This window comes from Aerococcus sp. 150760013-2 (assembly GCF_053627715.1).
Map to the genome: position 1 here is coordinate 17,356 of NZ_JBSEYI010000006.1, position 14,170 is coordinate 31,525.

A 14,170-nucleotide genomic window follows, 5' to 3' on the forward strand; every position below is an offset into this window, starting at 1 on the left:
TATGAACCGTAAAGATGCCCACGTGCACAATGCTGAAATGCAATATCAAACAGCACCAACCGATTTTGATTCTGTCCGCTTTGTCCACCCATCCTTGTCCCACCAAGAATTCAATAATATCGACTTGTCGACCACTTTATTTAAACAACAATTTGACCGCCCTTTCTATATTAATGCCATGACTGGTGGGTCTGAATGGACCAAGAAAATTAATGGTATGTTCGCTGAAGTGGCTCGTGAATGTCATTTACCAATGGCTTCAGGATCTGTTTCTGCAGCCTTAAAAGACCCTTCGGTAGCGGATTCTTTTACCATTATTCGTGACGTGAATCCCAATGGTTTCTTGATGGCCAATGTCGGCGCTGATAAAACCTTAGAGGATGCAAAAAGAGCAGTCGATTTATTGGACGCAGATGCCCTACAAATTCACTTGAATACAGCTCAAGAAATTGTCATGCCTGAAGGCGATCGTGATTTCAGAAAATTAGAAGACAATATTGTGGCTATCGTCGAAAACGTAGATCGGCCAGTAATGGTTAAGGAAGTTGGCTTTGGTATGTCTTACCAAACCATGCACCATCTGCAAAGTTTAGGCGTTAATACCATCGATGTTTCGGGTACAGGTGGAACGAATTTCGCCAAAATCGAAAACGCTCGCCGTGAACAACAAGAGTTCGCCTACATGGCTGACTGGGGTCAATCAACCGTTATTTCATTATTAGAAGCACAGCCTTTGATGAGCCAGACGGCCATCGTTGCTTCTGGTGGGATTAAAGACCCAATGCAAATGATGAAGGCACTTGCCCTAGGCGCATCTGCCGTTGGTATGTCAGGTCAATTCCTACATTCGGTCCTTGGTGAAGGCGTAGACGCTACGATTGAAATGGTCAAGTCTTACGACGAACAATTACGCTTGTTGATGATGGTATTAGACTGCCAAGACCTGAGCGAACTGCGTAACACAGACTTAATGATCACCGGAAAACCAGCTGAATGGTCAAGATTACGTCGAATTAACATCGAGTATTTCGCATCAAGAAGCCAGAATTAAGAGGAAGGTGCGACACAAACCGTTCAGAAATGAACGTTGGAAGATTAGCGCAGTAGATGATGCAGTCAGCTATAATCTAATCTGAAACGCAGTCATTTCTGGTTTGTGGAGCCCGATTATCAGGATGTGAAAAATGTCGTTTAGACTCGTAACAGTGGAAGAAATAAGTGTAGTGATTGTACATCACACAACTTATTTCTGAAGTGGCACGAGTCTGACATTTCGAACTCGACTACAAGGTGCGACACAAACCGTTCAGAAATGAACGTTGAAAGATTAGAGCAGTAGATGATGCAATCAGCTATAATCTAATCTGAAACGCAGTCATTTCTGGTTTGTGGAGCCCAATTATCAAGGTGCAACACAAACCGTTCAGAAATGAACGTTGGAAGATTAGCGCAATAGATGATGCAATCAGCTATAAGCTAATCTGAAACGCAGTCATTTCTGGTTTGTGGAGCCCGATTATCAAGTTGCGACACAAATATCTCTTTAATTTAAATAATCACCAAAAAGTGCCCAATCAACATGAAGAAGGCACTTTTTTTGCATGCATCTTTTTATTAGGCTGCCCATATTTATATCAGCCGAGCCGAAACAAAAGAGCTACTTTCAAACCCTACAATTTTAGACAAAGGATTATTGGTTTTAGCCAAATGACGACAGTAAAAAAGACCATGACCCTCGAGTCACGGTCTGGGAGCTAGCTTGGAATAGCTATGCCCTTTTTCAAAAAATTATAAGATAATGTATAAAATGGCGATGGTGCCGACGCCTGCGATGATGGTTTTGATGATGTCTTTAAACCGGTAGGCGACGAACAAGGACACGAGTGCTGGTATCAGTTTGATGTTCTCCAGTAGGTTGAGGTTGAAGTGGCTTTCCCAGAAAAATATATCGGTAAAAATCATTGCTGTAAAAATGATAACGGGTAGGAAAGCCATTGTTTTGTATACCATTGGAGAAATTTTGCTGTTACGCATAACGAGTGCTGGTACGACGCGCATGGCGGTGCACAGTAAGCCGAGTGTTACTACGAATGATGTCATGATACCCCTCCTATGTTACACGGTTATTTTCTTGATGTTTTAAGAAATAGAATATGACCGATAAGGCGATGGCTGTGGCCATAATAATCACGTAGGATGATTGGTAAATAGTCATCAAGATGACGGCAATCACACCGGTGAATAGCATGGTGTTGAGCATCATGCGGTTGTTTATGTTCGGGACAAGAATGCCGATAAACATAGCGACCATGACAAAGTTTGAAATGACATCAGGAATTTGAATGAAGGTACCAAACAAGGCACCCGATGCAGTAAATAGGATCCAGGAAATCCATGTTGCAGTAGCGACGAATAAGGCGTCGTTAATGGCCCATGGTTTCTGTGGACTATTATCTTGCAGTTTTAAGACATTGATGGCGTAAGATTCGTCTGCTGTCATGTAGCCTAACCAAGCGACCTTAAAATTAGGCGCTTGGTTTAAGTATGGGCCAAAAGACACACTATACAAGGCTTGGCGGGAACTTAATAATAGTACTGAGATAAATACTTCCATTACTCCAGCATTTTGTGCAATCAGGGCTGCTGCCACAAATTGCGCGGAGCCCCCAAACACTAGACTGGACATCAGCACAACCTGCCACCAGGTTAAGCCGGCATCAGCGAGTAGTAACCCACAAGCTAAACCAACTGGTAAATAGCCTACAATAACGGGGATTGATAACTTGAAACGTTCGGACTTGGCGTCCACAATTTCTGCCATTAAACACCCTCCCTTATGTTTATTATTTTATTTCGTAGTCCGCTAGAACCTGACTAGCGATTTAGCTAACTAACGATTCACTTCTCTATGGTAATCCATGAATTTCTTGATGAAATTGTAAGGATCAATTAAGCCGATTTGACGGGCAAAGATATATAAATTTGATTCTCGTAAGAAAGCTCTTTGGATTAAGCGATAATCCGTGGCGATTCTAATAGGCTGGGTATCCGCGATTAATTCGCCCTCGGATAATACCCAAGCATGGCGAGTAAATTCTAATACTAGATCCGTGTTATGGGTATTGATGATAATTGCAATCTCTTGTTCCTGGTTGATTTGATAAAGGTACTGCATGAATTCATTGTAATGATGGTAGTCTTGGCCTTCAGAGGGCTCGTCAATAATTAAGAGTGACGGCTGGTTAATTAAGGCAGACGACAGCATAATCCGTTTTTGTTGGCCAAATGATAATTGGCCAATTTGTAGTTCAGCAGCATAAATCAGACCCGTTCGTTTTAAAGAATCCCGGATGACTTCTTCTGCTTCTTCCGCGGAGTAATTACAATTAGCGGCAATCCCATTCAAATAGTCTTTCACAGTGATATGCAAGATGGATTGGTCGATATTTTGTTGGATATAGACTGTTTCCTGCTTCATTTGACATAGGTTATCGTCAGTGACTTCTTCACCTAACCAAGTCATCGTGCCCGAATCTGGGCGGATGTTTCCGTCCATCATTTGACCTAGTGTGGACTTGCCCGACCCATTTTTCCCGACAATGGCAATCATGTCACCCTTGAAAACTTGGGTCGAAATATTGCGCAAGGTGGCCCGGTCCCGCCATGGATAAGTGTAGGATACATTATCAAGGGTCAAAACGGGTTGGTCACTACGTTTTTGGACGAAATTTGGCACGGTCATCAGCCAGGATTCGATGGTTCGTTTTAGGTTAGGACCGTGTAAATAATTGACGTTTGATATGTTACGGACCTTGTCTAAAGGATAGCCAGTATAGCGAATAGCCGATACATAGGATGGCTCGCCAATGCCTAAACTGTTTAGAATATTCCGCTTTAATAATTTCTCTGAATCCCCGTCAAAAATAACCCGACCTTCGGAAAGGACGATGACACGGTCAACTGGACGGTATAAGACTTCTTCAATCCGGTAATCAACCATGACAATCGTAGCGTCAGTATTATGATGAATATCATCCACTAAATCGATGAAAATTTGCCCAGCGCGAGGGGCTAAATTGGCTAAGGGCTCATCAAAAATAAAGACGGATTGCTCATAGTTGACGTTGTTGACGAAATTCTGAATGTCTCTTTGCCCTTCTGAAAGGCGCTCTAAACTAGTATCCGCTTCGGTTGGGTATTCAAGGATACGGTGCTTTAATTCTTCCGTAAAATTAGGGATATAATCACTTGACCGCTTACGCTTGCCGTTTTCTTTTAGGGTTTCCTCCAAGTGATGGTCAACCGCGTCAGCCATAGCTGTTGCGTCCATAGTTTCCATTTCTAGGTCGAAATTGATAATCTCCCCTTCAATAGTCCCTTGAAATTCGTCGCTGGCTAATTTTCCGCGTAAGGCGCGTACTAGGGTGGATTTACCCGAGGCATTAGCCCCGATGATCAACACTTTTTCACCGCGATAGAATGTTAGATTGATATTTTTCAATGCCCGTCTACCGGCACCCTCATAGGTAAACGACATATTTTTAAATTGTATCCAAGGATTGGACATAAATCCATGCCCCTTTCAATAATATTTACGTGCGAATGGTTATATAAATCCTATCTAATAGCTGGTGAATCCCTAATTGCCGAAAGCAGCATCTACTGTATCGTATTTAGACCGTTTACCTAAAATACGCACTTCTGGTTCAAGGACTACCTTATTCAGGTCCCAAATCACTTCTTGAATATGGTGGATCATGTTAATATAGTCAGTTGCCGTAGCACCACCCACGTTGATAATGAAACCAGCATGTTTTTTCGAAATTTGTGCACCACCAATAGTGTAGCCTTGTAATTCAGCTTCTTGGATCAGTTTCCCTGTAAAATGGCCTTCTGGTCGTTTAAAAACAGATCCGCATGATGGATACTCTAACGGTTGCTTCGATTCACGAAGGTAAGTTAACTCATCCATTTTAGCTAAGATTGACTGTAGGTCGCCCTTTTTCAATTTAAAACGGGCTTCAACCACAATGTCGCCAGTTTCTTGTAGGTCAGAATGGCGGTAAGAGAGATTTAGGTCTTCGTTCTTCAGCGTATACATACGGCCAGCTTTTGTGACCACGTCCACTTCAACAAGGACTTCAGAAATTTCGCCGCCATATGCACCTGCGTTCATGTAAACCGCGCCCCCAGTGGATCCTGGGATACCACAAGCGAATTCAAAACCAGTCAAGCCTTCAGCTCCTGCCGAACGACTCACATCGATGATTTTAGAGCCAGCGCCAGCTTTAATGTGTGTACCGTCAATTTGGATATAATCCATTTCAGTCAGCATCAAGACAACGCCTGACACACCTTCATCTGAAATGATTACGTTTGAAGAATTACCAAGAACTAAAATTGGTTCGTGGGCTTTATTGGCAAAACGAACAAGTGCTTGGATTTCTTCTGGTGTCTCTGGGAAAATTAAAACATCCGCTGGTCCACCCGTTTTTGTATAAGTATAGTTATTTAATGGTTCGTGGAATTTAATCGTTGATTGGGGAAATGCTTTACGCAGATCATTTAAAAACATAGTAAATTACCCTTCCTGGTAATATATTTAGCAATAATAAAAAACAGCAAAAATTGCTGATAAAATGCTAGTTGTATCTAATTCATAATAACACATTTTAACGCATTTTTACATTGTGTTAAAGGGTTTGTGTGGCAGATTCGTTAACATTTTCTTAAAAACATGTTATAGTATTATTCTAATTAGTGACAAATTGTCACAACTTGTGATACGAAAGGACTTCTCCATGAATAAAATCAGACAAAATGCCTTAATGATGCTCGCTTTAACCTTTATCTACACAGGTTTGCAAGTTGCCCGGCCTGCAGCGGATCTAGCTTGGACAAACATCTCACTATCAATCATTATTCCAATTATTGCCATGATTTTCGCCTTTAATGAGAAAGACAATAAATGGCGTTGGTCCCTTGTAACAATTGAAGTCATTCTATTAATTGTAATGATCGCTATGGCCATTCTAAAGTAGTATACGGATTTTAAAAAGGTCGAGACTGAAATGGTCTCGACCTTTTTGTATTTGCAATATTCTTATGCTTGGTCTTGGTTTTCGACTGCTAAGCCCATCATGACTAAATCATGGAAGGCGTCGTCATGATACATCCCTTTAGGGGTTACACCAATTTCTTCAAAACCAAATTTTTCATATAAGCTAATGGCCCGCATATTATCTTTAGATACTTCTAAACGTAAATAACGTAAGATATCATTTTCTGTTGCCCAGTCAATCATATCTTCCATCATGACACGGGATAAACCCAGTCCCCAGAATCGACGTAGAATGGAAATGCCTAGTTCACCCATATGCGCCACTTTAGCATGTTGTTCTGCCCCAATGCTTGCAACTCCAATAATATCATCCCCTAATCGTGCAATTAATACACGATTATTCAACGCTTCTTGTAAAGATTTCAAATAACGGGTTTCTTGTTCTTGGTTAATCCCTAAACCTTCTTCACCAAATGAAAGGAAGTCTGTTTCGCTACCCACTTCTTTGTAGAAGTCTAATAAGGCTTTCGCATCTTTAGGCATAGCGTCCGCTAGGGTAATTTCTAATTGTTCTTTTTTCATATTGTCTCAATCCTTCTATGTGACTATTCGTAAAATTGGCTGTTAGCTTAAGTGAGGTCAGCCACTACCCCATCATACAAAGCTTGTCCGCGCGGGCCTTCATAGGTTAAGGTTACTTCACGACTGGTTTCAGAAGATGCAGTTAAGCTTAGCCAAAGATAATCTTTAGGTAAATCCTGAACAACAAATTGAGGCCATTCGATAATGGTTACCCCATCGCCGTTAAGATAGTCTTCTAAACCGACACTGTCTGAGCCTGTTTCTTCTAATCGATACGCATCCATGTGGTATAAAGGGATGTCGTTGTCTTCATATTCGCGAATAATCGTGTAAGTTGGGCTTTTAATGGCTTGATCAATACCTAAAGCCTTGGCAAAATACTTGGTGAAAGTTGTTTTCCCCGCACCTAAATTTCCTTCCAAGCAAATAATGTCCCCTGCTTGCACTTGGGTCGCTAATTTTTGGGCAAAAGCATCTGTATCAGCCTCACTCGCCCATTCAATTCTATAAGTCATATGACACCTTCTCTCCCTTATAATATCTCTATTTACTTTACTAAAAAATCGAAAAGACTACAAGATTCAAGCATTCTTTCTTCATTAGTATGAAGCGAATAATAATAAACGCACTGCCAGTTTAAATTTTCTTTTCGAATGATTTAACTCTGTGTAATCAATGTATTCTTCATTTTGTAACCTGCCCACGACGATATTACTAGACACTTTAATGCGATTTGAAAAACGTATAATCGCTCCTTCAGAAAAGTTCTATACTTTTAAAAAGGATTCGTATTCACCTAAAGTGAATGCTCTTAAAGTATCTAGATGGCTATCCAATTTAGCTAGCCATCTCATCACCCATCACCATGCACGGAGGTTGCCCTAGAAAATCGAAATATTTTAACCTATTAGGTAAAAAACATTTTCATCTTCTCATATAAAAAGAGAAACAGCAAAATTGCCATTCCCCTTTCAATAATCATTTATTTATTTGCTTTAGTCTTCTAAGATGGCTTGGTTAGCTGTGATGATAGCTAACTTATAAACATCTTCTTCTACACAACCACGTGAAAGGTCTGAAATAGGTTTCGCCATACCTTGTAAGATTGGACCAATTGCTTCAAAGTTACCGAAACGTTGTGCAATCTTGTAGCCAATGTTACCTGATTGGATTTCTGGGAATACGAATACTGTTGCTTGACCAGCGACGTTTGAATCTGGTGCTTTTTGTTTTGCTACTGCTTCTACAAAAGCCGCATCAAATTGTAATTCACCGTCAATTTCAAATTGTGGTGCTTTTTCTTTTGCAAGACGTGTTGCTTCAGCAACTTTTTCTTGCTCTGGAGATTTTGCTGACCCTTTAGTTGAGAAGCTTAATAAAGCAACTTTTGGATCAATGTCAAACATCGCAGCTGTTTTAGCAGATTCAACTGCAATTTCAGCTAAGCCTTCTGCATCTGGGTTGATGTTGATTGCACAGTCAGAGAATAAGTATTTCTCTTGGTCGCGCCCACGCAACATGATGAAAGCACCTGATGTAGACTTCACACCTGGTTTTGTTTTAATAATTTGTAAGGCTGGACGAACTGTGTCACCAGTTGAATGACGGGCACCTGATACTAAGGCATCACATAGACCTTGGTATACCAGCATCGTACCAAAGTAGTTTTCATCGCGTAGAATTTTACGTGCTTGTTCTTCAGTAGCCTTACCTTTACGGCGTTCAACAAAAGCTTCAACCATTTCGTCGAATGCATCGTAGTTGTTTGGATCAATAACATCAATTTTATTGATATCAAAGCCACGATCATGCGCGATTGATTTTAATTCTTCTGGGTTACCTAATAAAACCGGTTCAAGAATCCCTTCAGCTTTCAAACGCACAACAGCACCTAGAATACGCTCATCGTACCCTTCTGGGAAAACGACACGCACATTTTTATCTTGGATCTTGGCCTTTAAGCTATCAAACATATCCATTTTTAACATTCCTCCTCAGAAATTTAAAACGCTTACTATCCTTATTTTACACAATTCCAAAACATTTGTCATAACAAATACTGCAAAGATGTGCTGACATTACATAGCAGACGCTCAATCAATTATTCGCCCAATTTTGAACGCAAATCTGCCGTTTTTAATACAAAATCGTTTTCGTTATTTGGTCAGCAGAGTCTGCATATTTTTGATACATCAAAAATTTTTCTTTGTATTTGTCAGCCATTTGTCCATCCGGCGCTATAGTGGAAAATGACAAGTCTTGCCATAAGTTAGGCCCTTCTACCAGCACACCGGCCCCAATCAAGCTCGCGTCGTCAGCTGACACATATTGCAAGGTTATACCCATAATATTTGCAATCCATTGGCCAATTTTGGGGTCCGCAAATATTTTTCCGTTTACTTGAATCATTTTTTGGTTTAAATCAGCGGTCTCAAAGACCATATCTACCACTTGGCGAATTTCAAAAAAGACCCCTTCAAAGACAGCTTTAGCCATATCCAACTGGCTCGTGTGCCCTTGAATCCCTTTAAATTCAGCTTGTAAGTAGGCATTCCAATACGGCGCTCTTTCTCCGTTTAAGAATGGCAAGAAATAAGGGCCGCTAGCTGAAAAATCATGCGCTAAAAGTATGGCTAACATATCTGAAAAAGTTTGCCCTTTTGCCATAAAGCCAAATTGTTGATGACACCAGTCTAATGCGTTGCCGGCGTTATTAACTGGCCCACCGACGATATAATGGGGTTGGTCGTCCACGATATAGGTGAAAATCCGGCCACTTTCATGCAAGGACAATTGGTCAGTTAAGGTCCGGACAGCTGCTGAGGTCCCAAAAGATAGGACGAATGGGCTAAGTTCCTGGTCCCCTTGAATGGCGTAGGCTAAATTAGATAGGTTGGCCAAGGCGCCGTCAGTTGATCCTGATAGTATGTGGAAGTTGTCAGCTAACCCTAAGGCCTTGATAAAGTTAGTTTTTACAGGCAATTCTTCGGTTGAATCGACTAATTTCGGCAATTGGTTTTCAGTCAAACCGACCACCTTTAATAGGTCTTTTGACCAAGTATTTGTGGCTATATCCAACAGTCCCATAGAAGATGCCGTTGCCCGGTCAATTACAAACTCTCCCGTTAACTGGCGGATAATATAGGCTTTGATGTCCATAAATACCACGGTTTCATCTGTAAATAATGTAGGACGGGCTTTGTTTAGATAGGCCAATTTCACAAAGGGGTTCATGGCATGGATTGGCGTACCTGATTGGGCGAAAAAGGCGGCCGCTAGACCTGATACCTGCATTTCCTGCGCCACATGCCTTGCCCTCAAGTCTCCCCAAGTCATGGTGTTTTGCACAATGCCACCCGCTTCATTCATTGCAAGTAAAGCATGCATTTGGCTTGAAAATATTAAAGTGTTGACCTCAGGATACTTGGCTTGCATTGCTTGAAGTAAGTTCATGAATTGTTGGAAAACGACTAGCGGATCACTTTCTTGCTTGCCCTCGCTATCATGTTGAAGGTGATTGCGTGCTTCCATAGTGTCCAATACCCGGTATGGGGTTTCCATCAAAGCAAATTTTAAGTTGGTGGTGCCAAGGTCGGCGACGAAATATTGAAAGTATTGCATGATGATTCCTACTTTCTAAATGCATTTATTTTCTCCTGGAAAAACAGCTTCATTATCGATAGCCATTTTTCAAAAGAAATACGTTACCTCCATTTAACCACAAAAACGCAATGAAGCCACGATAAATGTTTACCGGACGCCATTGCGCTTATGCTAGATTATTAAAGTGTTATCAGCTAAATATTAACGGATTTCAGCTGATAATTCGTTTGCTAGTGCTTCAGTGATACGAGCAACGTCATTGGTCACCTCTTCATCAGTCAAAGTGGCTTGTGGGTTCAAGTATTTCAAGCTGTAAGCAAGTGATTTCTTACCGTCTTCAATATTTTCACCTTGATAAACATCAAAGATTTCGATATCGACTAAGATGCCACCTTTAGAAGCTTTTTGAATAGTTTTCACAATATCCGCATTCGATACTTGGTCAGACACAAGGATAGCGATATCCCGGTCAGAACCTGGGAATTTAGGGATTGCTGATTGTTTCACTTCTACTTTTGGTAAGGCATAAATTTCATCTAATGAAATTTCAAATACTAAGGTATCTTTCAAGTCATGTTTGTCAGCAACACTTGGGTGTAATTGCCCGATGTAACCTAATTCAACACGTTCGTCAGATTGACCCACTGCATAAATTTTGGCGGTACGACCTGGATGCATATCTGCTAATTCAGACGTTGCTTCAAATGTTACGGCCACGTCAAGGTTGAATGAAACTAAGATGCTTTCGACAACACCCTTCATGTCGTAGAAATCAACAGCTTTCGCTTGGTGGCTCCACGTTTTCGCTTGCGCGTTACCTGTCCAAACAGCCGCTAAATGTGTTTCATCCACTGGTAGGTCAGCATCGGCCCATTTGAAGACACGGCCTGATTCAAAGATGGCTACATTAGAAGTTTTACGGGCTACATTGTATTGAACAATTTCAAGTAAGGCACTTAAAAGATTTGTCCGCATGAAACGACGGTCATCTGACATTGGGAAGTCAAGAGCAACTGGTTTCGCGTTCGCCATTTCCAATACCGTTTGATTGTCCCCAATTAATGAGTAAGCAATCACTTGGTTAAATCCTTCTGCCAACATTTGGTTATTGGTACGACGTTTGAAAGCTTGCCAGTCTGTTAAACCCATATTTTGTGCATTTACTGAAGGCAAGCGAGAAGGCATTTTATCATAACCATAAATTCGTGCAATTTCTTCAACTAAGTCCGCTTGAATAAGTATATCCCAACGACGCGCAGGTACGGAAACCGTGAACTCATTGGCATCACCAGATACTTCAAACTGTAGCTGATCAAAGATTTGTTGAACTTCTGCGAAAGTTAGGTCCATACCTATACGTTTATTAACATAAGCTAGACTTGATGTTACTAGAATTGGTGTTAAATCAATTGCAGATACACGTTCAGAGCCTTCTACCACTTCACCCTTGGCTAAATCAGCAATCATTTCAGCTGCAAATGCACCTGATTCAGCAACTGTCGCCTTGTTAATACCACGTTCGTTACGCATAGATGATTCAGAATGCAAGCCGTTGCGACGAGCAGTTTTACGAATGTGGATCGGTTCAAAGTTGGCTGCTTCAATCAATACATTTGCTGTATTTTCATCAATTTCAGTATCTAAGCCACCTATAACACCAGCTAGTGCAATTGGTTTTTCACCGTCAGTAATGACGATATCTGAATCTAGTAAGGGACGGTCCACTTCATCAAGCGTGACGATTCGTTCGCCCTCTTTAGCTAGACGCGTCTCGATTACCTTATGGTCTAATTTATCATAGTCAAAGGCATGTAATGGTTGGCCATTTGCTAGTAAAACGTAGTTCGTAATGTCCACTACGTTATTAATTGGACGGATGCCAGCAGCCATTAATCGTAATTGTAGCCATAATGGTGAAGGCTCAACAGTGACATTTTTCACCAAGAAAGCATTGTACTCAGGCACTAATTCAGTGTCTACAACTTTCAAGTCAATCGCACCTGCTAAATCTTTACCGTCATATTTGGTGATATCTGTGTAGTCAAAGTTTGGTTGACGGTTGTATACAGCCGCTAATTCCCAAGCTACACCACGCATAGAGAAGGCATCTGCACGGTTTGGTGTAATATCTAATTCAATGATTGGGTCATCTAATTTTAGGTATTCTACAATGTCCATACCAGCTGGTGCTTCTTCAGGTAAGACCATAATGCCGTCAGCGTATTCTTTGGGAACGACACTGTTTGAGAAACCAATTTCCTCAAGTGAACAAATCATCCCTTGAGAAACAACACCACGCATTTTACCTTTTTTAATTTTCACATTACCAGCAATACGAGAGTTTGGTAAGGCAACGATCACCTTTTGACCTGCAGTCACATTTGGCGCTCCACAGACAATTTGGAAAGGCTCATCTTCGCCGACTTCAACAGTCGTAATTGACAGGTGGTCAGAATCTGGATGTGGTTCGCAAGTTAATACGTGACCCACAACGATTTTCTTCAAGCCAGTACCTAAGGCATTCACGCCATCAACCTCAATACCAGTACGTGACATACGTTCCCCAATATCTTGCGGATTCAAGTCAGCAAGATCGATAAATTCATTTAACCAATTATATGATACTTTCATTAATTGCTACCCCTCTTCCGTAAATTGTTTTAAGAATCGTAAATCATTTTGGTAGAAATGACGAATATCATCAATACCATATTTCAACATGGCTACACGGTCTGGTCCTAAACCAAAAGCAAAACCTGTATATTCGGTAGAGCTAATCCCAGCCATCTCAAGTACTGAAGGATGCACCATACCACCACCTAGGATTTCAATCCAACCAGATTGTTTACAGATGTTACAGCCAGCGCCACCACATTTGAAACAAGTAACATCAATTTCAACAGATGGCTCAGTGAATGGGAAATAAGACGGACGTAAACGTACTTCAGTTTCTTCCCCAAACATATGACGGGCAAATAATTCTAAGGTACCTTTTAAGTCAGCAAGTGACACATTACGGTCAACAACCAAACCTTCAATTTGATGGAATTGGTGTGAATGCGTCGCGTCATCATCATCACGGCGGTAAACTTTACCCGGTGAGATCATTTTTAATGGGCCCGCTTCGAAGTCGTGGGCGTCCATTGCACGCGCTTGTACCGGTGACGTATGGGTACGTAATAAGACCTCATCGTTGATGTAGAAAGTATCTTGCATGTCACGCGCTGGGTGGTCTTTCGGTAAGTTCATGCGTTCGAAGTTGTAGAAGTCAGACTCAATTTCTGGCCCTTCAACGACTTCGTAACCCATAGATACAAATAAATCTTCAATTTCTTCCATTACTTGTGTTAAAACATGTTTTGTTCCTGTTACTGGTTTTTCACCAGGTAGCGTCACATCAATGGCTTCTGCTTGTAATTGTGCTTCAAGCGCTGCTGCAGAAAGTAATGTTTCTTTTTCACTTAACTTGCCGTCAGCTTTTGCCTTCAATTCATTGGCATAAGCACCAACTTGTGGCCGCTCTTCAGCCGATAAATCACGCATACCACGTAAAGCTTCCGTAATTGGACCCTTTTTCCCTAAATATTTCACACGAACAGCTTTAATATCAGCTAGTGATTGTGCTGCATCAATTTCATCCATGATTTGGTTTTCAATGGCTTTTAAATCATCAATAATTTGCATTTTTCCATCTCCTGACTTTTATCCTTACATGAGTGTTCCTAAAAATGAGTAACTAGACCAACAAAAAAAGGTCCTTCACCCCCTATAAAAGGGACGAAAGACCGTGGTACCACCCTGATTCCGATATAGTATTCCTACACCAGCACTCATTGATCGTTTTAACGGGTCGACCGGACCTACTTTCAAATAGCATTCTATTCTCCCGCAAGCCTACTCAAGAAGTGAAAATATTTAACTATG

12 protein-coding genes are annotated in these 14,170 nt (G+C 41.1%); 2 read left to right on the forward strand and 10 right to left on the reverse strand.

The window, feature by feature from the left end:
- Position 1 precedes the first annotated feature (1 nt).
- The gene (gene fni, locus ACUW85_RS04130; protein WP_182023354.1) at positions 2-1,051 is read left to right on the forward strand and encodes a type 2 isopentenyl-diphosphate Delta-isomerase; all 1,050 of its coding nucleotides are present in this window, start codon (positions 2-4) and stop codon (positions 1,049-1,051) included.
- A 737-nt stretch (positions 1,052-1,788) separates the two neighbouring features.
- Here fni and ACUW85_RS04135 read toward each other — a convergent pair.
- From ACUW85_RS04135 to murB, 4 genes are all read right to left on the reverse strand, one after another.
- Positions 1,789-2,100 carry an AzlD domain-containing protein gene (locus ACUW85_RS04135; protein WP_182023353.1) on the reverse strand — a complete coding sequence of 104 codons (312 nt, stop codon included), beginning with the start codon at positions 2,098-2,100 and terminating at the stop codon, positions 1,789-1,791.
- A 10-nt stretch (positions 2,101-2,110) separates the two neighbouring features.
- Positions 2,111-2,821 (reverse strand): AzlC family ABC transporter permease, encoded by a 711-nt coding sequence (locus tag ACUW85_RS04140; RefSeq protein ID WP_182023352.1) that lies wholly within the window; start codon positions 2,819-2,821, stop codon positions 2,111-2,113.
- Between the two features lie 69 nt (positions 2,822-2,890).
- The gene (locus ACUW85_RS04145; RefSeq protein ID WP_182023351.1) at positions 2,891-4,567 is read right to left on the reverse strand and encodes a DUF3744 domain-containing protein; all 1,677 of its coding nucleotides are present in this window, start codon (positions 4,565-4,567) and stop codon (positions 2,891-2,893) included.
- A 72-nt stretch (positions 4,568-4,639) separates the two neighbouring features.
- Positions 4,640-5,575, reverse strand: coding sequence for a UDP-N-acetylmuramate dehydrogenase (gene murB / locus ACUW85_RS04150; RefSeq protein WP_149315376.1), 936 nt, complete (start codon positions 5,573-5,575; stop codon positions 4,640-4,642).
- A 226-nt stretch (positions 5,576-5,801) separates the two neighbouring features.
- On the opposite strand from murB, the gene ACUW85_RS04155 reads away from it, so the two are divergent.
- Positions 5,802-6,041 carry a hypothetical protein gene (locus ACUW85_RS04155; RefSeq protein WP_048727918.1) on the forward strand — a complete coding sequence of 80 codons (240 nt, stop codon included), beginning with the start codon at positions 5,802-5,804 and terminating at the stop codon, positions 6,039-6,041.
- A gap of 62 nt (positions 6,042-6,103) precedes the next feature.
- Here the strand turns inward: ACUW85_RS04155 and ACUW85_RS04160 are convergent, their stop codons facing one another.
- The 6 genes from ACUW85_RS04160 to pheS all read right to left on the reverse strand — a co-directional run bounded on the left by ACUW85_RS04160 (position 6,104) and on the right by pheS (position 13,930).
- A complete protein-coding gene (locus ACUW85_RS04160) occupies positions 6,104-6,643 on the reverse strand; it encodes a GNAT family N-acetyltransferase (RefSeq protein ID WP_048727914.1) in 540 nt (179 codons plus the stop codon).
- A gap of 47 nt (positions 6,644-6,690) precedes the next feature.
- The gene (gene tsaE, locus ACUW85_RS04165) at positions 6,691-7,158 is read right to left on the reverse strand and encodes a tRNA (adenosine(37)-N6)-threonylcarbamoyltransferase complex ATPase subunit type 1 TsaE (protein WP_016896918.1); all 468 of its coding nucleotides are present in this window, start codon (positions 7,156-7,158) and stop codon (positions 6,691-6,693) included.
- A 480-nt stretch (positions 7,159-7,638) separates the two neighbouring features.
- Entirely contained in the window at positions 7,639-8,622 is a 984-nt protein-coding gene (gene pta, locus ACUW85_RS04170; RefSeq protein ID WP_149315394.1) for a phosphate acetyltransferase, read from the reverse strand.
- Positions 8,623-8,779: 157 nt separating this feature from the next.
- Positions 8,780-10,264, reverse strand: coding sequence for a gluconokinase (locus ACUW85_RS04175; protein WP_149255786.1), 1,485 nt, complete (start codon positions 10,262-10,264; stop codon positions 8,780-8,782).
- Between the two features lie 183 nt (positions 10,265-10,447).
- Positions 10,448-12,877: a phenylalanine--tRNA ligase subunit beta gene (gene pheT, locus ACUW85_RS04180; protein WP_182023350.1), complete on the reverse strand. Its 2,430-nt coding sequence runs from the start codon at positions 12,875-12,877 to the stop codon at positions 10,448-10,450.
- 6 nt (positions 12,878-12,883) lie between these two features.
- Positions 12,884-13,930: a phenylalanine--tRNA ligase subunit alpha gene (gene pheS / locus ACUW85_RS04185; protein ID WP_016896913.1), complete on the reverse strand. Its 1,047-nt coding sequence runs from the start codon at positions 13,928-13,930 to the stop codon at positions 12,884-12,886.
- Positions 13,931-14,170: the final 240 nt, after the last annotated feature.